Here is a 22257-nt window from a genome sequence, read left to right on the forward strand (position 1 = left end):
AGAAAATGAATGCTTGGTTTTCTTTTAATGGCGTGAATTTTTCAAAGTGGCTCAAACTGGTCGATGACAATCGTGCCTCATTGCCGCCACGGAAATTTACGAACACGGAAGTCCACCACGGCGTCCATGCTTCAAATAAACGGTGGGGCGAGTACTTGATCGAGCTTGATGTTTTAATGATTTCCACAAGTTATGAAGAACAAAGAAAAGCAATGCGGGAAATGGCTTATTACCTTTCAGCAGAAGAAGGAAAACTGGTATTTTTTGATGAGCCAGATAAAGCCTATCATGCATTTGTAGTCGACTTTTCCGATTTTACAGGCAAAGGGTTGTTGAAAACGGGAAAATTAGTCTTTCAAGTATCGGATCCCGTCGCAGAAGGGGCAAAAAAAGAGCTTGATTTCACAGGTAGCATAGCTGTCGACTATGTAGCTACTGCACCAGCGATGCCGGTTTACTCGATTCTTTTCCATGAAGAAGCAGAAAACGTACAAATAGAAAAAGACGGGAACCGATTTAAGTTAAATCGAATGTTCCATTCAGGCGACCGGGTTGTGATTGACAGTGAAAAGTCAGCGATCCGCTATAACGATGAATGGGCGATGCCTTTGCTTGATCTGCGTTCAGGATTTAAAGATCTATTTTTACATCCTGGAGAAAATCATATTGCCGTTCATCCCGAAACTGCGACAGTAGAGATCGCATATAAGGAGAAATGGTTATAAAGGGAGAGGGGGATAGAATGAACGTATTCATTTTTGATAAGCACGAAACATGCAGAGCTGTTCTCGATGAACGGCATTTAATTGAAGCGGTTCATACAGAACAGCTAAACAATGCACATTCCTTTGAATTTACAATCCTTGCTGATTGTGACCATGCCCTTGAAATCGTTGAAGGACAACAAGTTGCTTTTTATGATGTCGATGGCGATTTTCAACTTTTTGAAATTGTGGTTGTAGAAGATCGCCATGGCGATGCTGCCTATAAAACGGTTATATGTGAACATGCAGTCAATGAACTGCTTGATGAACCTATAGAACATATTCAGTTTCATCGGACAAACGCAAGGCAAGCCCTTTCTAGTATTCTTGCACGGACACGTTGGCAGCCAGGCGTCGTTGCCGAGTTAGGGGAAGCTCCTGTAGAATTTGGCCAAACCAATGCCAAATATTGTGTAGCCGAGTTGTTAAATACGTTTAAGGGCGAACTAAGATGCCGTGTGACCATTGACGGAAGCAAAATTACCGGTCGGTACATTGATATTCTTTCACGCCGAGGGGCAGATACTGGCAAACGATTTGAATATAGAAAAGACTTAACTGAAATTGAACGCACGATTGATATGAGCAGTGTCAAAACGGCGATCAGAGCTTACGGGAAACCGACTGAGGATGAAAACGGGGACCAAGGCAAACCGATTACGTTTAAAGAGATCGAATGGAGCAAAGCGAAAGGCGACCCTATTGATAAACCAAAAGGGCAAGACTGGCTTGGCGATGAACAGGCAAGAGCCTTATGGGGACGAGGGGATTATGAAGGAAAAAGGCACCGCTTTGGCATTTTGGAAGAATCGGATGAAGACAACCCTGTCCGTTTATTGGAACAAACCTATGAATATTTGCAAACGGTATGTACGCCACTTGTCCATTATTCTGGAAAGGTTGTCGATTTATTCAGACTATCCAATTTTGAACATGAACGTATTCAATTAGGAGACACGGCCGCTGTCCTTGATGAAGACATTTATCCGGTCATCCAAGAAAAAACGAGAGTAATTGAGCTGAAACGCGACTTGCTTGATCCTAGCAATGATGAAGTCGTATTAGGGGAGTTTCTACCGCTTTTTTCAAACCCAAATCAAGAAATGGAAAGAGTACTGGCAAAAGTGAAAGAGAATTCCCATGTGTGGGATCGGGCAGGGAGGACTATACAACCTAATTCGTATCCGGACATTGTCCCTGAAGTACCTGCAAATGTAACAGCGACCGGTTTATACGCTGCCGTCATGGTGGAATGGGATTTTAGCCATTTAGATACGCATATTGCAGGCTTTGAAGTCTATGCAAGCGAAGTACAAGGATTTGCAGGAAACCCTGAAACACTCGTCTATCGGGGGTTTAGCAATACCTATGGCTTTCATGGCGAACCGAACAAACAGTATTATTTCCGTGTCCGTGCTTTTAACTATTACGAGCGTTACTCGCCTTTGTCGGAAGAAGTGAGCGCTACGACAGCACGAATCGTATCAGAGGACATTTTCTTTGGCGAAGACTTGGCTGCCAAACTGCGCGAACTGAGTAAGGAAGCGCAAATTATTGCCGATGGGTCGATTAACTTGGATCAACTGGAAGAGTCGGTCCGCGAGCAATTACAGCAAGATGCTAAGCAATACACCGATGAGGAAATTAAGGCGGTTACCGAGCAAATAAATAGCGAATTGGCCGAAAAAGCCGGGTTAGAGTATGTCGACGGCAAGTTCCAATTCACAGATGGCAAACTAGCTGAGTTAGACAGCATTACCGATAATTTAACCCGTGAGGTTGGCGATATTAATGGGACTGTATCTAACATCGCCACTAACGTAGACGTCATCGAAGGCGAACTATCGGCGACAGCTAGCCGTTTAACGAATATAGACGGAAAGCTGAGTGCTCAAGAAGCAGACATACGAGCCAATGCAGACGCCATTTCTGCACGAATCACCAAGGACGAGTTTGAGGACACGACAGGGCAACTCTCCAGCCAAATTGGCGAATTAGAGTTAACCGCTAGCGGGTTAAGGACTGATTTTGGCGAACTGAGCAAGACGGTTGAAGGAGTGTCAGAGAAACAGTCTAATTTTGAGACAACAATTAATGGGCTAAAGGCCGATGTTTCAAACGTGGAGACAAGAGTAGATAATAATGCCGGAGCTATCACTAATGTCAGTAGTCGAACATCTCAGCTAGAGTTGAGGGCTGATCGATTTAGCACATCCATTACTGAACTTCGTTCGGATTTCGACAATCTGGAAATAGGCGGAAGAAATTTAATCTCACGATCTAGTTGTAACAATGAAAGACCAAGATTAGTGTATGATTCATTTTCGCATGCGAACTTCATAACAGTCAGCTACCAGGATGATTTCTTGATTATGACTAACACAGGGGACTCTTCGACTGACCGATATTACCAGTTAGGTTCTACAAATGTCGCAGATACACAAGGATTTCTAAATGGACAAGAGTATGTAATATCTTTTGAAGCAGATGTTAGTCGTACACTAGAGTTTAGGGTTTTCTCCCGCGTAAACAATAGTTGGGCCAGGGATGTTTTTAACATTCCAGCCTCGGATGGGTGGCAAACTTATACTTACGTTTTTAAGTTTAAGGATAACGCGGCGGGGAAAATGCTTAGATTTCAAATCCCGGGTAATGCTGAGGAATCGCTATTCCGAATAAGAAAAATAAAATTGGAAAAGGGGAACAAGCCTACAGACTGGACGCCTGCTCCAGAGGACATAGAAGATAGAGTATCATCAGCAGAAACAAAAATCGATCAAACCGCTCGTGAAGTCAGCTTGGTGGCGTCTGAGACCAATGTCCTTGGTGGCCGCCTGTCACAAGCAGAGTCTAAGCTAAGTGTACAAGCCGATCAAATCAATGCGCGTGTCGAGAAAAACGGTGTCATTGCTGCTATTAACTTATCTAGCGAGGGTGTCCGCATTGATGGCGCAAAAACACGCATCACAGGGCAAACGTTGATTGACAATGGCGTGATTAAGACGGCCCATATTGGAGAGGCAGCAGTCGGGACTGCTGCGATCGCTAATGCATCGATCAGCAAGGCGAAGTTGCAAAACGCCATTATCGGCACGGCACAGATCGAGAATGGCGCGATCACCAACGCAAAAATTGGCAATGGGCAAATTGACAACGCGAAAATCGCAAATGCCACGATTACCAACGCTAAAATTAGCGACATTAGTGCCGCTAAAATCACAAGTGGCACGTTAGATGCAGCCAATATTATGGTTAGGGCGATGAATGGCAGTATGGCTGTGCAGATGGATGCGGACGGATTTAAGGCGTTTGACAGCAATGCTCGGAACCGAATTTTAATCGGCATACGAAATTTTAATGGTCAGGGCAGCGATCCGGCCCTTGTTAGGTTTTTCGACCCTGGCGGCAAAAACATGGGTTATGTTGGTGCAAACACAAACGATACATTTACCATTTACAGTGCAAGTTCTACATTTATTGATTCCGTCGACCGGATTATCTCAAGGTCCGGGGAGTTTCGTTTTGATCCAATGCGTGGCAGTACCGGCAGTAGGTATTGGGTCATGGGAAGGGGAAATACGTCAAGTAAATCGGGACTTCATCCGACTTTTAGGCCTGATACCTCTGGGTGGGGTCTTGTAGGGATGAGTAATTTCCGGTTATGGGAAGTTTGGACCAATAACATGCATTACTTTACGATGCACAAAATTTCATCACGTAACGTAAAGGAAAACATTGAACCTCTTGACTTGGATTACTTCGCCCGTTTAATAGATCAAGTTGAATTAATGTCTTACCACTACAAAACACCCGATAGAAACGGTGCTTATGTCCGACCGAATTATGGTCCTATTTCAGAGGATTTACCGGAAGAGTTTCGCACGCCGTCTGATGAAGGTCCGGCATTGTCAATGGATGACTTTATCGCTGGAATTCTAGCTAAAGTGAAAGTGCAAGACCGGATAATGAAAGAACAGGCAAACGCGATTAAAGAGATTCAAAAGCAAGTCAATGCTCTGAAAGGAGGTCGCTGATGTGAGTAAAGAGTTATCCTCTGAACAAAAGCAATATATCCAATCACTTGAGTATGAGGTACAAAAAGCGAACGCCCGTGTTGAGTATTTAGCGGAAAGGCTGGGGCAGCGGGAGTTAGAGTTATCAGAAATCGATGCGCAATTACAAACCTTTAAAAACGCTTACGCTTTACTGCAAAAAGAAAAGGAAGACATGAAGCAGGAAGAAACACAAGAAAGCCATTCTGAGTGACATACTCTATTAAATGTATTCGGTTAACGGATTACTAACAGGAAACTAGAACAGCTTGAAAACAACAGCATGCCATTGAAAGGGGGGATGCTATATAGGCACATTCGCTGACTTGTCCTTAGATGTCGCTCGCCTTTACCTTTTCGGCAATGTCAAATTTCTAGACTTGCTCATATTGCTGATGGTGTTCGACATTGTCACCGGCATTGCAAAAGCAATCAAAAACAAAAGCGTTCGCAGCCGGGTTTCTTTGTATGGCTTTGCTCAGAAAATTGGGATTTTTGTTGTCATTGTTGTTGCCAATATGGTTGATATCGTCTTAGATTTGAAAGGCATGGTTGCTTCGGCAACTGTGCTTTTTTATATCGCGAATGAGTGTTTGAGCGTTGTAGAAAATTTAGCGGCCAGTGGAGTGAAAATCCCGCCTGTGATTCGGGAAAAATTGTTAGGTTTTGCGAAAAGCGATGATGATAGGGACTCAGGTGAAGACAAGCCGAATAAGAAAAACGAAAAGGATTTATAGGTAACTTCCAAATTTAGTGTGTAATGGAAATAAGAAGAGGAGAAATCCTAGCTATCAGCGGGATTTTTCACCTAATTCAATTCGTTTCTAACGTTTGTCCATGTCGGCAAGACCCTTTGTTTCATACAAGTAGATTATAAGGGTTGACTGCCACTAGTTGAGGTATGGAGATTAACCCTTACAGGATGGGAGCAGTCCTATCCTTATATGCAGAAGGCTGTTGGCGCTGCCTTCAGCCTTAGACGCTTAGGACAAGCACCTACTATTATTAAGGAGGAATCATTTATGGTTAAAATTTTTATTGATCCAGGACATGGTGGTAACGATCCAGGTGCAGTAGGAAATGGTATGCAAGAGAAGAACTTAACATTGTCAATTGCGACGCAAATTCGTGATATGTTAGTGTCTGAATATGAAAACGCAGAAGTCCGGATGAGCCGAACAGGCGATACAGCCGTCTCTTTAACAGAACGGACGAATATGGCCAATAACTGGGGGGCTGATTATTTTCTATCGGTGCATATTAATGCTGGAGGTGGGACTGGATTTGAGTCGTATATTCACACATCGCAGACAAGCGGGTCTGTTCGGGCACAAAATATTATCCATCCAGCAATTATGCAGCAACTTAGTGAAAGGGACCGAGGAAAGAAAACCGCTAATTTTGCAGTGTTGCGTACGTCAACGATGCCAGCCATCCTAACAGAAAACCTGTTTATTGATCATGCCAACGATGCGGCCAAGCTTCGGGATCCGGCCTTTTTGACGCGCGTCGCTCGTGGTCATGTCAATGGGTTGGCGCAAGCGTTCAATTTGCGGCGCAATTCCGGTGGAAACGGCACGATTTACCGTGTGCAAGCAGGTGCTTTTTCCCAACGAGCTAATGCAGAAGCCCTTCAAGCACGACTTCAAGCAGACGGCTACGAAGCCTTAATTATCCAAAGCGGTTCCCTTTATCGTGTCCAAGTTGGCGCTTTTTCGGTTAAAGCCAATGCAGAAGCACTTGTTGCTGAACTAAAGAGCCGGGGATATGATGCGATTGTTATCACGGTCTAAATGAAAATGAGAATCATTCCTTGCGTTTGCCTAATTCTTTCGTTAGACTAAAAGATAAGAATGGAGAACGAAGGAATGAGTGAAAATGGAATTGAACCAAGTAAAAGCAATTGACGAGCTTATAAAGGGAAGGCGCTCAATTAAGAAATTCAAACCTGATCCTGTATCCATTGAAGAAATAGTCGATATATTGGAAGTGGCAAAGTGGGCGCCGAATCATAAATTAACGGAACCTTGGCGTTTTCTTCTATACGCTGAAGAAGGGAAAAACCAGTTTGTAGACGCTTTTTTGAAAACACAAGCAGGGAGCGATGGGAAGATCCCCGAAAAAGCGCAAAAAAAGGCAGCTTATTTTAGGGAAATTCCCCTCCATCTTGTTGTTGTCATGCCTGAGGACCCTCGTCAAAAAACATGGGATGAAGATTATGGAGCGGTTTGTGCCATGATTCAAAACATCCAGCTTGCTGCCTGGGCCAGAGGCATTGGCATGATTTGGCGTACGAATGACTGGATTTACAATCCTGTCTTCCGTGAAGCCATTGGTGTTCAGCCTGGGGAAAAAATTGTCGCAACATTAATGATTGGTTATGGCGATTTTATTCCTGAAGCAAAAGAACGGACGCCGATTGCTGATAAAATCAATATTATTCGCTCGTAATGACAAAAGCGTACGAAAGCCTCTGCTTTCGTACGCTTTTTTTACTTAATATGGGTCTAACACAGGAAAGAAGAGATAGTAGAGGGTATAGTGTCTTTGTGACCATTCCTTAGAGGAAAAATAAAAAGTGTAAGATTCCTGGTTCTCTTCGAAAGAAGAGCAAAGTTGAGGCTGTTTTTTCCAAACAATCTTGTGACTTTAGACGTAAGAGGTTCAAAGGTATCGACAAGTATGCTACTCTAACAGTAGAATCTTTTATCCTATGATTTTTGTCATATTTTTCGAAGACTTACCAATTAGCAAGGGAGCTGTTAGGGAGTTGAAGCGGTCGGGATTACTACTTTTTTCGGCATTCGCCGGAATGACACTTGCTTTGGCGGCTTGTTCAAGTTCGTCTCCAGAAGATGCTGCTAACACTTATATTGAACATTGGAAAAACGGCGAATACAAGGATATGTACGCTATGCTTACGAATGAAGCAAAGGAGAACGTCGACGAGGAGACGTTTATTACGAAACACGAGCGCATTTTTAGTGATTTGATAGCAGAATTTTCAGTGGATCCGAGTTTTCCAGATGACTACGATGGTGAAGGAATCGAATCGATCCCGATTTCCATTTCAATGGAAACGGTTGCGGGACCTTATTCCTTTGAGGAAGGAATGGAATGGGTTCAAGCAGCGGAAGAAGAAAATGAGTGGTATTTGGAGTGGGAGCCGCGCCTTTTATTTCCTCAGTTGGAAGGCGATGATGTGGTAAGGCTTGACCGCACGCCAGGAATGCGGGGCGATCTTTATGATGTCCATGGGCAGGCGCTAGCGACTAATGGCGAAGTGCTCGAAATGGGTGTGCAGCCAAGCTTGCTTGAAGGGCAAGATGATGCTGTGCCCATCTTAGCCAATGAGTTAGGGCTAACGGAAGACTATATTGAAGAGCAGTTGAGTCAAGGCTGGGTGACACCAGAGGCGTTTGTGCCGCTTAAGCAATTACCTGCTAGCGAAAATCGCCTAGCCGATTCGATTACAGAGCAAGTAACAGCCGCCTCCTACAGGCGCTTGAACGGGCGGGTTTACCCATTTGGCGAAGCAGCTGCCCATTTAACCGGATACATTGGGCCGATTACGGCGGAAGAATTAGAAAAGCGCAGTAGCGAAGGATACTCTTCTTCTTCCAAAATTGGTCTAGCCGGATTGGAATTGGTGCTCGAAGACCGTTTGCGCGCAAAAGACGGAATAGAAATTTATACAGCAAGCGCAGATGGCGAGCGGAAAGAAACCATTATCGAGTCTGAAAGCGAAGATGGCGAGGATATCCACTTAACGATTGATATGGACGTCCAGGAAGCGATTTTTAACGAATTTGCTGGGAAATCAGGTACAAGTGTGGCGCTAGACCCTCTTACAGGGGAAACGTTGGCATTGGTTAGTTCGCCAGCTTACGATCCGAATTTAGCAGCACTTGGGTTTTCTAGCGAGGAGCGCAAGAAAATCGAGGAAAACGAAGAAATGCCGCTGTTGAACCGTTTTAGTGCCAGTTTTTCTCCAGGATCGACAATGAAGGCATTAACTGCTGCGTTTGGGTTAGAAGCAGGGACACTTGTCCCCGAAGAGACAATGGAAGTAAGCGGCCACGATTGGCAGCCAGACGATGCATCTGGTTGGGGCGATTACCATATACACCGTGTTACGGATCCAGGTGGTCCAGTCGATTTAGAAGGTGCCCTTATGTACTCGGATAATATTTATTTTGCGATGGAAGCACTAAAATTAGGGGAAGAGAAGCTAATTGAGCATGCTGAAGCTGTTGGTTTTGGGGAAACTTTGGATTATTTGTATCCGTTGAAGAAGTCGCAAATAACCGGAGAGGACGGATTTCGTTCCGAGCCTGAGCTCGCTTATTCAGGGTCTGGACAAGGGCAAGTGCTCGTCAATCCAGTTCATCTTGCCACGATGTATACAGCTTTTTCTAATGAAGGCGCTATGATTCAACCAGTACTTGAGCAAAGTGAACAAACCGGCGTCGTGTGGAAAGACCATCTGTCGCCTGAAACCGCTGCAATTATTGATGATGCCCTTGGGAAAGTGGTGTCTGAAAAAAGAGGGACGGCCCATGCAATGGAAATCGATGGCTTTCCGTTAGCAGCAAAAACAGGAACAGCTGAATTAAGCGGTAGTCAAGGTGAATCGAATGACGATGTTCTTGGATGGGTTGTCGCCTATAACCAAGATGATCCTGAAATGTTGGTGGCGTTTATGCAGGAAGGGGCAAGGAGCGGCGAAGTTGTCCCAAAAGTAAAGGCAGTTTTTGAAGCAACTCGTTAAAACTTCCGCACATGCCTGCCTGCTAGTGCATAAGATACCCCATCAGATGTGAAGGGGGACCACGATGCAAACGCAATGGCATTATCATCAGCCCGTTTACCGGCGCCCACCTGGTTACTATGGCGGAAGGCCATTTGGCTATGGGGGAAGTGCATTTCTAGGCGGTCTCGTAGGCGGTCTAGGCGGATCACTCATTGCCGCGCCGTTTTTATACGGAGGTTACGGGTACGGATATGGCTATCCGCCCTATGGTTACGGACCTGGAGCTTATGGGTACCCACCTTATGGATATTATTACTAAATAAAAGAACATTAGCGATGGACGCTAATGTTCTTTTCAGTTAGCAAGGCAGTCCGCGTCCGCCGCCCCAAAAGCCGGCGCCGCCAATGATAATAATTAAAATGAAAAGCACCACAACTATAGCAATCGCAAACCCGCCGCCGCCAAATCCTCTCGGCCCACAGTAAGGGCCCGGTCCATAACCGTATCCTCCACAAGGCGGGGGAGGGCAGCAGCAGTTGTTTTGAAATCCTCCGTAATAATAGCCCAAGCATTGCACCACCTTTTTCTAGGATAGTACACGATATGGATATCCATCTAAAAAGGTGATGAACCGTTATAATTTGGGCATGGGGCTAAAAATCCATTGGAAAACTAAACGTCATCGGCGCTTTATGAAAGTCCTCGTTTTCTAATGAGTCTTCCTTTGTATAAGGAGAGTAGGTGCTGATCGTCACTGCTTGGGATTTTGGTTGAAACGTCAGGAGGCGCATAAAGCCATTCCCGCCTTTTTGATAGCCTTGGTAATCAGATAAAATCTGTACTACAGTCCGTTCATTTACACCGTCGCCATCGTCATCAATACGGTCAAACCGCTGAGCCGTGCCGTGGTAGTGCCCGCTCAGGACAAGCTGAATGGAAGGGTTTGGCTTAATTAATTCATTAAACAGTTTGTCTCCATCTTCAGAGCGTTTGCCATTGACTTGCAAGTAACGATGCGTCGCAACAATCGTTGCATGGTGAGGGTGGTCTTGAACGACTTCTTTGGCCCACGAAAGCGTTTCGTCATTCCAACCAAACCCGAGGTAAAGAATGAGGAATTTGTGCCCGCTAACTTGAATTTCATCAAAGTGGGCTTCATTGTCTTTATAAGATCCCTTAAACACATGGCTTTTTTTAAAACGGGCATCGCCAAAATAGCGGCTGTATGTGCTGTAGTCCAATTTGCTATGTCCGACATCATGGTTGCCTGCCAGCACGCCGTATGGAATTTTGGCTTGATCTAGTTTTTTCATCGCTAAGTCTGCCTGAACCCATTCGAATTCATTCGTCATATGGTCAACGATGTCGCCCGTATGAATCGCGTATTTAATGGACTGGTTCCGTTCGTTTTCGACAATCCACTCCGTCATGCTGTCGTAAATATACGGGTAATGCTGCGAGTAATATTGCGTGTCAGACATCCACACGAATGTAAACGGCTTATCGCCGATCGCATAGGCGATTGGAGTTGACACTTGCCCGATGCCTAAAAGCAGAAGGATAATAAGGGTTGGGGCAAGCAAAAAACGTTTGAACATCTCACCACTCCTTTAAATGTAGTGTTTGGATTGTCAGCAAAAATATGTCTAGAAAGATCAAATTTTTTGCGCCCATGACTTAAGGCATGGTACGATCAGTAATAAAAAAGGAGCAAGCTTATGACACTTCTCGATTGGTTTGAAAAAGGGGCGAGTGCCCAAGACTACATAGAGTCGATGGAAGTAAACAAAGAGACGTTGCTTCACATATACAATCAGTACATTCCTAGCGGGGACGCCGTGCAAGAAATGGAACGTCTCCAAGGGAAAGGCATGAAAGCCGTTGTGCTTACCGCTGATTGGTGTGGGGATGCGATGGTAAACGTGCCGATTTTTCTTAAATTAGCGCAAACGGCTTTAATGGATGTTCGTTTTTTAATCCGCGATGAAAACCTTGAGTTGATGGATCAGTACTTAACCAATGGGCGAGCTCGATCAATTCCGATTATCGTCTTTTTCGATAGAGAAGGGAAAGAAGCAGGCAAATGGGGGCCACGGGCTGGCGAGATAGAAGCGCTCGTAACCGAATGGAAAAAGCAGCTTCCTGATCCTGCAACGGATGCCTATAAAGAAGCGTTTAAGACAGAACTAATCCCAAAAACGCGAAAACTATTCCAGCAAAAAGAAACTTGGGATAAAATTGAAGCAGACATGCTGCAAACAATGTCACAACTGTAACAAGCAAAGCCGTGCACTTTAAAGGTGCGCGGTTTTTTCGGTGAAAGCTAACGCTTGTTCTGTAATGATAAAAGAACAGGACAATGGTACAATGAAAAAAAGAAACGGAGAGGGGCCTAGGATTTGTTGACTACAAGCACAGCTAAAATAGATGAGATCATTGAAAATGTTGAAAAAGTGATGATTGGCAAACGAGCGGAAATCCGCCTTAGCCTTGTCGCCTTGCTTGCAGGGGGGCATGTGCTTCTTGAAGATGTGCCTGGTGTTGGCAAAACCGTTTTTGTCAAAGCAATGGCGAAAACAATTAACGGCTCGTTTAAGCGAATCCAGTTTACTCCTGACTTGCTGCCGTCGGATGTGACGGGCGTATCGATTTACAACCAAAACAAGCAAGCATTTGAGTTTCGTCCTGGCCCAGTTATGGCGAATGTCGTGCTTGCTGATGAAATTAACCGTACGTCGCCTAAAACCCAATCTGCTTTACTTGAGGCACTAGAAGAAGGAAACGTCACTGTTGACGGGGAAACGATGGTCATCCATTCGCCCTTTTTTGTCATGGCGACTCAGAATCCAGTTGAATACTCTGGAACATTTCCTCTTCCAGAAGCGCAATTGGACCGGTTTTTAGTCAGAATTAGCTTAGGCTACCCGACGATTGAAGAAGAGTTGGAACTTTTAGGGCGTGTCGAGCAAAAACATCCAATTGAGGATCTAGAAGCGGTCGTCACACTTGATGAAATTTCTGCTTTGCAGCAAGAAGTCAAAAACATTTACATTGACGAGTATGTCAAAGAGTATTTAGTAAACATCGTCCATGCCACTCGAACGAGCGGAAAGATTGAACTAGGCGCAAGCCCCCGCGCTTCCATTGCACTGATGCGGACAAGCCAAGCTTACGCACTCATAATGGGGCGTGATTTTGTTGCTCCTGATGATGTGAAAGCTGTTGCACCCTATGTACTCGGGCATCGAATTCGATTGCAGCACGATGTCCACATGCGTGAAGAAGCGGCAGATGAAGTACTGGCTGATCTGATAAAACAAATCCGCGTTCCGGTAGAGCGGAAAAGGCATGCAACCTAATGAAACGAGTAAAACCATTTGTTTATTTTGCTTTCCGATGGTTGATTGTCCTGTTTATTCTAGCTGCTACCTTTGTCTTTGGCATGTTCCAAGGCGGCTTTGTCAGTTGGTTTTTGTTTTATAGCGTCGTCATTGTGTTTATTTGTTCATGTCTTGTTTCTTGTCTTTCCTTGTTTGGAGTGAAGGCCACGCGCCATATATCAAAACAGGAACTAAGAGCAGGTGAAGAATTTAATGTAGAGATCACGATCTCAAGGCCATGGCTGCTTCCATTTTTTTATTATGAAGCGAGTGACGACGTTCCTGCCTCGATATTGGCAGAGCGGCATGAAGCCATTTTCTTTTTCACGTTAAAAAAAGAGCTGCGCTTTTCGTATGAGGCGAAAGCGTTGCAACGAGGGGAACAACAATTTGGCAAACTGGTTGTAACAGCAAATGACTTGTTTGGCCTTATCCGCGTTAAAAAAAGGATTCCGATTCAGACGGAGTTGCTTGTCTACCCTGCTTATCACTATGTAAAGCATGGCTTAGGAACAATCGGCGTTTCACATGTAGCCAAGCAATTAAAAAAGAATCATGAGGACCACGCTGTTTCTGGCGTACGCCCCTATGTGGCAGGCGATCGCATGGCGCAAATTGATTGGAAGCGCTCGGCAGGTGTAGGAGGGCTCGTCACAAAAGAGTTTGAAACGGACCAGAGCGAAGAAATATCGTTATTTTTATTGCCGAGCGTAGTGGAAACCGAGCTAGAAAAAGAATGGTTTGAAGAAAGTGTGAGTTGGGCCGCGTCTTTGGCAGCCACTTTTGTGTCAGCACGTACGGAGGTTGGTTTGCATACGTATCCTAATGGTTGGAATCAGCTGCAACTTAATGAGCGAACGTGGAAATCAGGCTTGCGTTTGCTTGCCAAAGTGAAGCCATTGAAAACGAAAAAGCAAGCCCATCTGCCTCCTAATCTTCAGCTACTAGGAGGGGTGACTCTATTGATAACGCCGCAAATAGAAGAGAATACCATTCGTTTAGTACGGCAGCTTGAAAAACGTAAAACGCTTGTGTTTGTTGCTTCTGCTGCTCCAGTTGGCGAGTGGGAACAGGAGCAATTTAAGCGGTTAAAGGCACAGCTTTTCCATCCCCAGTTTGAGGAGGGCAAGAGGCAAAGTGCGGATGATGCATAAAAAAAGGCAACTTTATCGTGATTTTGTGTTATACATGTTCGGTTTTCTTTTACTGATGGAATGGCTCTATCCTGTCTCAGAAATTACGCACACAGATTCGATTGCTCTATTTGTCGCCGTTTCTGCTGTGTTTTTCTTGATCACATTCTTTAAAATCCACCTTGTTTGGTCATTGCTTTTTCGCCTTGCTGCCATTCTTGGAGCGTTGTATCTGTTGTTTCCAGAATCAAGCACTGAGCAAATGTGGATGTTTACTTTTTTAGATGATCTCTTTTATAACATCTATTTGCTGACGGCTGGCAATTTGGCGGACATTACCGATATGCACCGGACGTTTTTATTTTTAATTCTTTTGTCCATCCTCAGTTACCTACTGTTTTACTGGATTGTCCAAGCACGGAGAATATTGCTCTTTTTAGCGATCAGCATCGTCTATATTGGTATAATTGACACATTTACCGATTATAGCGGGAGCTGGGCGATTGTTCGCACCTTTATCGTTGGGTTGTTTCTGTTTGGGCTGCTGCTGTTGCTTAAACGCGGCGAACAGAAAGGCACGCACGCTGTTTTATCGTTTCGCACATTTGGCCGCTCATTTGCTTTGCTAGGCGTGTTTATCATGCTAGCAGCGTCGATTGGCTATGCGATGCCAAAACCTGAGCCGCAGTGGCCTGACCCTCTTCCTTATATCCAATCGGTATTTGGCTTTGTTCCGAGCGGTATAGGCACACCTGTGCAACGGATTGGCTACAGTGAGGATGATCGCCGTCTTGGTGGCGGCTTTGTCCAAGATGACACGCCTATTTTTATTGCTCGGGTAGAAAGCGGCCAATATTGGAAAGGGGAGACAAAAAACGAGTATACGGGAAGAGGTTGGCAGCTTTCTGACTCATTAGAAGTCGAAGAGCGGAGTGTGACCCCGCCGTTGCAAGAAAGCAAACGTGCTGATGCCGTTGAAGTAGAAACGCAGCAGGCGGAGTTGCAATTGTATAGTGAAGGGGAGCAACAATTCGGCCACTTATTTTACCCAGGAGAGCTTGCCTCGCCAACGGTAACAGATTTAGTCGGCGAACAAGATTATCCGTTGCAAATGGACCCTGTTTCAGCGATGGCCACAGTCGCGAATGGCGAATTGGTGCCGCAACGATACGAGTTTCAATTTTACGAGCAAACGTACTATGTGGAAGGCTTGCGCAATATTGGCCGACCTGATTACAGCAACGACGAAGAGCTAGCCGATTATTTAGCATTGCCAGAAGAATTGCCTGAACGTATCGGTGAGTTGGCCGAAGACATTACGAAAGACGCGGACAACCAGTACGACATGGCCGTTGCGATTGAACAATATTTAAGCGGGCCCAATTTTGAATACGAAACAGAAAATGTGGCTATTCCCGCAGAAGGCCAAGACTATGTCGACCAGTTTTTGTTTGAAACAGCGAGAGGGTATTGCGATAACTTTTCAACAGCGATGGCCGTTATGCTGCGAACACTTGACATACCGACTAGATGGGCCAAAGGGTTTACAGAGGGGGAAGCACAGGGAACTGTCGGCGAAGATGAAACCTATCAAGAATACGTAATTGCCAATAGCAATGCCCATTCTTGGGTAGAAGTATATTTCCCGGAAGTCGGCTGGGTGCCGTTTGAACCGACGCCTAGTTTTTCAGGTTTTTCCTTTCAGCAGCCCGAAATCGACATCGAAAACCGCGATGAGGAGGATGTCGAGCCTGAACAAAGAGAAGAGCCAGAGCAGGATGAAGACGAAGTGCAAGAGCCTGAAAACGAAGAAGAAACAGAGGCATCACAAACGTTAGGCCAAACAAAAGAAGGCCCGAGCTGGTGGCTAGGAGCCGCCATAGGGATACTTGCAGTGGCGGCGTTGGTTTTGTTTCTGTTCCGCAAAGCAATTGCCCGTGCTTACGTAAGCGGTATGTACAAAAATGACGGGCGAACAGAGTCCTTTGTCCGTTCTTATGAGCGCTTGCTATGGTTGCTCGGTTTTCATGGCTACAAGCGAAAAACAACGCAAACATTGCGTGAATATGCAACCGACGTGGACAGCGAACTGGAGTCTACTGGAATGCGGGAGCTAACCGAAGCTTACGAGCAATATTTATACAGCAATAAAAAACCTGACATTGACGGGGACCGCTTTCATGAAAATTGGAAAAACATCCTGAACAAAATCAGAACTTGACCGCATTCAAGTGGGCTTGTTATGATTATTGGCGTATAAGCTGCATAAAGAAATGCGTGAGCCCCAAACAAATGGGAGAGCATTCATTTATATGGCTGCAAAGGCAATGCCGAGGGGCGATTGCTCTTGTAGCCGTTTTATTTGCGATAGTGATTGATTTTTTCCTATATAGAATTTCTTTAGCAAAGGGTGAAGCTGCATGCAAGTAACGAATCATGAAACGATTGTTGTCCTTGACTTTGGTGGGCAATACAATCAACTGATCACAAGACGTATCCGCGACCTCGGTGTGTATAGCGAACTGCATTCGCACAAACTGACGGCGGATGAATTAAAAGAAATGAACCCAATCGGCATTATCTTTTCGGGCGGGCCTAACAGCGCGTATGTAGAAGGCTCTCCTAAATGCGACCCTGCCATTTATGATTTAGGCATTCCGATTTTAGGGATTTGTTATGGCGTCCAATTAATGACGCACCACTTTGGCGGCAAAGTCGACAAGGCTTCCCATCGTGAATACGGAAAAGCGTTACTAAATGTCGAAAACCAATCGCCGCTCTTTAAAGGCTTGCCCATTGAGCAAACCGTCTGGATGAGCCATGGCGACAAAATTGTGGCTCCGCCAGAGGGCTTTACCGTCGACGCTTCCAATCCTTCTTGCCCAGTTGCAGCTATGAGCGACGAGTCCCGCAACTTGTACGGCGTGCAGTTTCATCCAGAAGTGCGCCATTCCGAATTTGGCAATGACCTTTTGAAAAACTTTGCGTTTGACATTTGCGGCGCTAAAGGCGATTGGTCAATGGAAAACTTCATTGAAGAGGAAATCAAGAAAATCCGCGAACAAGTTGGCGACCGCCACGTCCTGTGTGCATTAAGCGGTGGCGTTGACTCCTCTGTAGTAGCGGTGCTCATCCATAAAGCAATTGGCGATCAATTGACATGCATGTTCATTGACCATGGCTTGCTTCGCAAAGGGGAAGCAGAAAGCGTCATGGAAACATTCACCCAAGGCTTTAACATGAATGTCGTCAAAATTGACGCATCAGAACGGTTCTTGACTAAATTAAAAGGCGTCACCGATCCAGAACAAAAACGGAAAATTATTGGCAACGAATTTATTTACGTCTTTGATGAAGAATCAGCAAAACTAAAAGATAAGAAAATGGACTTCCTCGCTCAAGGAACACTCTACACTGATATCATTGAGTCAGGAACAGACACGGCCCAAACGATTAAATCGCATCATAACGTTGGCGGCTTGCCAGAAGACATGGCGTTTGAATTAATTGAGCCACTCAATGCGCTATTTAAAGACGAAGTGCGTGCTCTTGGCACAGAACTTGGCATTCCAGATGAGATCGTATGGCGCCAACCATTCCCTGGCCCAGGCCTCGGCATTCGCGTCCTCGGCGAAATTACCGATGAGAAGCTAAAAATTGTCCGTGAATCAGACGCAATCTTGCGCGAAGAAATCAAAAAAGCCGGGCTTGACCGCGAAATTTGGCAATACTTTACGGCATTGCCGAATATGCGCAGCGTTGGCGTCATGGGCGACACACGCACATACGATTACACCGTCGGCATCCGCGCCGTTACTTCCATTGACGGCATGACGTCAGATTGGGCGCGCATTCCATGGGATGTGCTTGAAATCATCTCCACCCGGATCGTCAACGAAGTCGAACACGTCAACCGGATTGTGTACGACATTACGAGCAAGCCTCCTTCTACGATTGAGTGGGAGTAATTGCAGGAGCCCTAAAAGTCCTGGTAATTGCAGGGTTTTTAGGGCGATGGTTATTCACAGCTTTTGCAAACTGTAACGCTTTGGTTTTAGCGCTAAATACAGATCTTTGTGCTTTTTCGAATCATAGAACAGTATAGATAGTTACTTAAGATATCCTTCACTTTTCATATAGTAGGTACGAGAAGTAAAGAGGCGAATGAATTATCATTTCAGCCTCTAGAATCATTATTAATTCTATATATGTTATTGATTAAAAGTTTTCGACATAGTGAACGTAAATCATTCCTTTTCCATTTTTTATCTAAAAAATGATCTTCCCATAAACCTATCTCATCAGACTTACTGTTTCGTATTTCTACCACATTTGGATATTTCCCACGCATATTTGTGATACCCGTATGATTGTTTTTTCCATATATTGCATCGAACGTTAATACTAATAAAATATGATCACTAATATTTTCTACATTTAAATCTATTAATATTCTATTTCCACCAATAGCTGATATCTCTTTTGCATTTAATATATAATTCTTTATATTATTATCTCGTGAAAAAAATTTTCGATACTTAACTCTATTGAATAAAATTATTCCGTAGTACTTCAAATAAGAGAAAACCTTGTTATCAAGTGAACTAAAAATTATTTTATTTTCAATATTAATCATCATTTTTGCAATAAATATGACGGGTATATTTATTACCCATACAATTATCTCTAATCCGAAAGAAAGCCAAAAATCCAAAGTCAATATATCATATATATTGTAAATTAATTGTTTTGTGGACATGAAAATCATAAACGCACCGAGTATAGCCATCATAGTATAGAAAAACTTATTATGTGCCTTCGTTTCTTTATCCTTTGCTGTAAATACTATAGACATAGAAAGAATGGCAATTACAAATAGTAAAATCATTTCTAAAAAGATGGAGGAAGTATAAGTTGAACTTATAAACAAAGGTATAGCTGCAAATGTAATTAGCTCTTTTTTCTTTTCAGTGAATAAAACTTTTAGAGGTGTATTTTTCAAAATCTCCAAGACAGGATAAATTGAAAAGAAAAGAATAATTAGGTAATCTTTGATGTACCAAATAGAAAGATTAAAATTAAATTTAATCATTATCGTATAAATCATTATTAATATAAGGAAGTTAAAACCGTTAACAAAAATTGAAATTGGGTTTAAAAATAGCCCCTTAATAGCAACCGCAATACCATAGAATGATTTAAACACCCCATTTTTTCTTCCAAAAAAGATTGCTAATATAATAATAATAAAGACCCAAAGCAATATGGCGATTTCCCTTGTATTCATTTATCTCCTCTTAATCTTTTTTGTATAATTATATCACCATTTCTAAATAGCGTCTGGTCTAATATACAAGAGGAAATTATAAAAGGTATATTAAAAAAGCCGAACCCATTCCAGCTTAGTGATTTTAAAAAAATTGTGCCCGCTGGTCTGTGTTCTAGCTCGTTTATTTTAAATCATAGGTAGGAGTCGGAGTTAAGTCCGGTATGAGAGTCGATTGTTTTCCTTATAGATAAAAAGAGGTATAATAAAAATTGTAATTTCAAGGAGGTAATAACTTGCTAACAGGTGAAATAAGAAATAAAGTTGATAAAATTTGGGAAACGTTTTGGACAGGCGGTATAACAAACCCCCTTACGGTTATTGAACAATTTACATATTTGTTATTTATAAAAGGACTGGATGAAATAGAAACAACGAAAGAGCGAGAAGCGGAGTTCTTGGGGATGGAGCACCAAGGCTTATTTCCTAAAGACAAGCAGAATTTACGTTGGAGCCAGTTTAAACAGCTTGGGTCTGCCGAAGAAATGTATGAAGTCGTATCGAAGGAAGTATTTCCTTTTATCAAAAGCTTACATGGCAAGACAGATTCCGCTTACTCCAAATATATGAACGATGCAATGTTTATGATCCCTACCCCCAACATGCTGTCTAAAATTGTAGATGGGATCGATAACATTCCAATGAAAGATCGTGATACCAAAGGGGACTTATATGAGTACTTACTATCAAAAGTAGCCACTTCAGGAACAAACGGCCAGTTCCGTACGCCAAGGCATATTATTGATATGATAGTGGAACTTGTGAAACCTACTCCTGAAGATATCATTATTGATCCGGCGATGGGATCCGCAGGTTTCCTTGTATCTGCTGCCGAATACTTGCGCAAACACCATAATGATTTATTTTTAGTTCAAGGCTTAAAAGAGCATTTTAACAACACGATGTTTTACGGAAATGATATGGACAGAACCATGTTGCGTATCGGGGCCATGAATATGATGCTTCACGGGATTGAGAACCCGAACATTGATTACCGTGATTCACTGGCAGAAGTAAACAAAGATAAAGAACAATACACGCTAGTCCTTGCGAATCCCCCATTTAAAGGCTCGCTAGATGAAGAAGGAGTTTCAAACGAATTATTAAAGCTAACGAAAACGAAGAAAACCGAATTGCTATTTCTAGCTCTCTTCATCCGCATTTTGAAAGCGGGAGGACGTGCCGCTGTTATTGTGCCAGATGGTGTCCTATTTGGAAGCTCCAAAGCACATAAGCAAATTCGAAAGGAAATTATCGAATCTCATAAACTAGAAGCGATTATTTCGATGCCAAGCGGTGTATTCAAGCCATACGCTGGAGTGTCGACTGCGATCATGATTTTTACGAAAACAGGTGCTGGTGGTACAGACAATGTCTGGTACTATGACATGAAAGCTGATGGGTATTCCCTTGACGATAAACGAAGCCCGATCGAACAAAATGATATCCCTGACATCATTGCGAGATTTAATAATATCGAGGCCGAAAAAGAAAGAAAACGTACAGAACAGTCTTTCTTTGTACCCGTAGATGAGTTGCGTGAAAATGACTATGACCTGTCGATTAATAAGTATAAAGAGATTGAGTATGAAGACGTGGAGTATGAAGCACCAAAAGAAATTATTAATAATATAAAAAAAATGGAACAAGGAATTATGGAAAGCTTAGATGAATTGGAGGGGTTATTAAAGTGAATTTTATCTCGTTAGGTTCAACGACAAAAATAAAAACAGGAAAATTAGATGCTAATGCTAATAACCCTAATGGTTTATATCCTTTTTTCACTTGTTCTAAAGATACTTTAAGAATTGATAGTTATTCATATGACTGCGAGTGCGTTTTAGTAGCAGGGAATGGTGATTTAAATGTTAAGCATTATAAGGGGAAATTTGATGCTTATCAACGTACGTATATCATTGAATCTCTAGATACTACAAAACTTAATGTTAGATATTTATATTACTTTTTAGAATTTTATGTTGCAAGGTTGAGAGAGTTGGCTATTGGGGGAGTAATTAAATATATAAAGCTTGGGCACTTAACTGAGGCAAAAATACCGCTACGAAGTTTATATGAACAAAAGAGAATTGTTAGTATACTGGACTTAGCAACATCACTTGTAAAAAAACGCAAAGCCCAAATTGAAGCATTAGACCAATTAACGCAAAGTGTGTTTTTGGAGATGTTTGGGGATCCCTTGCTGAATGAGAAAAAGTGGAGTGTTAAACCCTTAGGCTACTTTTTAGAAAGAATTGATAGTGGCTGGAGTCCGAAGTGTAATGCTTTTCCGGCTAATAATGATGAAAAAGGAGTATTAAAACTTAGTGCGGTGACAAAAGGGATCTATATCCCTTCAGAAAATAAAGCATTGCCGGATAGTTCTATATTTAAAGCACAGTTAGAGGTTAAACAAGGGGATATCCTTATAACTAGAAAAAATACAAGAGAATTGATTGGAGCATGTGTATATGTTTTTAAAACACCAAAATTTTTAATGATACCGGATACAATATATCGATTGGTTTTTAACTCAAAAGAGGAGATCGATAGAATATTTTTGTGGAGATTGCTAAATAATGAACTTTTCAGAAAAAAAATAACCTCGTTAGCTGAAGGAAGTTCTGGATCAATGCCTAATATATCAAAAAAGAAGCTGCTACGTTTAGAAATAATTGCTCCACCCATAGAATTACAAGATAAATTCGCTGAATTCATAATGAAAATAGAAGAACAAAGGTTAAAGTTTAAACAAAGTGAACACTTATTAGAACATAACTTTAACTCCATCATCCAACGCGCCTTCAAAGGCGAATTATTCACCGAGGAAAAACTTCCTACCGCTTAAACA

The 22257-nt window shown here is 43.0% G+C and carries 18 protein-coding genes; 15 read left to right on the forward strand and 3 right to left on the reverse strand.

The features are described 5' to 3' along the window. The first annotated feature begins 5 nt into the window (after positions 1–5). The 8 genes from V5G21_RS14100 to V5G21_RS14135 all read left to right on the forward strand — a co-directional run bounded on the left by V5G21_RS14100 (position 6) and on the right by V5G21_RS14135 (position 9888). Positions 6–725, forward strand: coding sequence for a distal tail protein Dit (locus V5G21_RS14100; RefSeq protein WP_011245778.1), 720 nt, complete (start codon positions 6–8; stop codon positions 723–725). A gap of 17 nt (positions 726–742) precedes the next feature. Further along, a complete protein-coding gene (locus tag V5G21_RS14105; protein ID WP_338464835.1) occupies positions 743–4798 on the forward strand; it encodes a phage tail spike protein in 4056 nt (1351 codons plus the stop codon). 1 nt (position 4799) lies between these two features. Continuing rightward, positions 4800–5030, forward strand: coding sequence for a hypothetical protein (locus tag V5G21_RS14110; RefSeq protein WP_338464836.1), 231 nt, complete (start codon positions 4800–4802; stop codon positions 5028–5030). A gap of 112 nt (positions 5031–5142) precedes the next feature. Further along, positions 5143–5553 (forward strand): phage holin family protein, encoded by a 411-nt coding sequence (locus V5G21_RS14115; protein WP_338464837.1) that lies wholly within the window; start codon positions 5143–5145, stop codon positions 5551–5553. A gap of 285 nt (positions 5554–5838) precedes the next feature. Further along, a complete protein-coding gene (locus V5G21_RS14120; protein ID WP_063609752.1) occupies positions 5839–6609 on the forward strand; it encodes an N-acetylmuramoyl-L-alanine amidase in 771 nt (256 codons plus the stop codon). Between the two features lie 85 nt (positions 6610–6694). After that, positions 6695–7267, forward strand: coding sequence for a nitroreductase family protein (locus V5G21_RS14125; RefSeq protein ID WP_073305090.1), 573 nt, complete (start codon positions 6695–6697; stop codon positions 7265–7267). 319 nt (positions 7268–7586) lie between these two features. Further along, entirely contained in the window at positions 7587–9587 is a 2001-nt protein-coding gene (locus tag V5G21_RS14130) for a penicillin-binding transpeptidase domain-containing protein (RefSeq protein ID WP_338464839.1), read from the forward strand. A gap of 64 nt (positions 9588–9651) precedes the next feature. Then, entirely contained in the window at positions 9652–9888 is a 237-nt protein-coding gene (locus tag V5G21_RS14135) for a hypothetical protein (protein ID WP_011245785.1), read from the forward strand. 40 nt (positions 9889–9928) lie between these two features. On the opposite strand, the gene V5G21_RS14140 is transcribed toward V5G21_RS14135, so the two are convergent. Both V5G21_RS14140 and V5G21_RS14145 read right to left on the reverse strand, forming a co-directional pair. Next, on the reverse strand, positions 9929–10138 hold the full coding sequence (locus tag V5G21_RS14140) for a hypothetical protein (protein WP_035204711.1): 210 nt from the start codon (positions 10136–10138) through the stop codon (positions 9929–9931). A gap of 85 nt (positions 10139–10223) precedes the next feature. Further along, positions 10224–11168 carry a metallophosphoesterase gene (locus tag V5G21_RS14145; protein WP_011245786.1) on the reverse strand — a complete coding sequence of 315 codons (945 nt, stop codon included), beginning with the start codon at positions 11166–11168 and terminating at the stop codon, positions 10224–10226. Between the two features lie 120 nt (positions 11169–11288). Between V5G21_RS14145 and V5G21_RS14150 the strand changes: the two genes are divergently transcribed. From V5G21_RS14150 to guaA, 5 genes are all read left to right on the forward strand, one after another. Next, positions 11289–11846 carry a thioredoxin family protein gene (locus V5G21_RS14150; protein WP_035204716.1) on the forward strand — a complete coding sequence of 186 codons (558 nt, stop codon included), beginning with the start codon at positions 11289–11291 and terminating at the stop codon, positions 11844–11846. 126 nt (positions 11847–11972) lie between these two features. Beyond that, positions 11973–12929, forward strand: coding sequence for an AAA family ATPase (locus V5G21_RS14155; RefSeq protein ID WP_011245788.1), 957 nt, complete (start codon positions 11973–11975; stop codon positions 12927–12929). Further along, complete coding sequence (locus V5G21_RS14160) at positions 12929–14104, forward strand: DUF58 domain-containing protein (protein WP_035204717.1); 1176 nt, start codon at positions 12929–12931, stop codon at positions 14102–14104. The genes V5G21_RS14155 and V5G21_RS14160 overlap by 1 nt, the downstream gene beginning before the upstream one ends. Further along, positions 14094–16304 carry a transglutaminase domain-containing protein gene (locus tag V5G21_RS14165; protein ID WP_338464842.1) on the forward strand — a complete coding sequence of 737 codons (2211 nt, stop codon included), beginning with the start codon at positions 14094–14096 and terminating at the stop codon, positions 16302–16304. The genes V5G21_RS14160 and V5G21_RS14165 overlap by 11 nt, the downstream gene beginning before the upstream one ends. A gap of 199 nt (positions 16305–16503) precedes the next feature. Next, positions 16504–18051 (forward strand): glutamine-hydrolyzing GMP synthase, encoded by a 1548-nt coding sequence (gene guaA, locus V5G21_RS14170; protein WP_011245791.1) that lies wholly within the window; start codon positions 16504–16506, stop codon positions 18049–18051. Between the two features lie 209 nt (positions 18052–18260). On the opposite strand, the gene V5G21_RS14175 is transcribed toward guaA, so the two are convergent. Next, positions 18261–19370 (reverse strand): hypothetical protein, encoded by a 1110-nt coding sequence (locus tag V5G21_RS14175; protein WP_338464844.1) that lies wholly within the window; start codon positions 19368–19370, stop codon positions 18261–18263. A 275-nt stretch (positions 19371–19645) separates the two neighbouring features. Here V5G21_RS14175 and V5G21_RS14180 point away from each other — a divergent pair, with 275 nt between their 5' ends. Next, positions 19646–21103, forward strand: a complete 1458-nt coding sequence (locus V5G21_RS14180; protein ID WP_338464845.1) for a class I SAM-dependent DNA methyltransferase — start codon at positions 19646–19648, stop codon at positions 21101–21103. Continuing rightward, positions 21100–22254, forward strand: coding sequence for a restriction endonuclease subunit S (locus tag V5G21_RS14185; protein WP_338464846.1), 1155 nt, complete (start codon positions 21100–21102; stop codon positions 22252–22254). Before V5G21_RS14180 ends, V5G21_RS14185 begins: the two co-directional genes overlap by 4 nt. Positions 22255–22257 lie beyond the last annotated feature (3 nt).

The sequence above is a fragment of the Shouchella rhizosphaerae genome, assembly GCF_036700015.1.
In the GTDB taxonomy this organism is placed as follows: Bacteria; Bacillota; Bacilli; order Bacillales; family Bacillaceae_D; genus Shouchella; species Shouchella rhizosphaerae.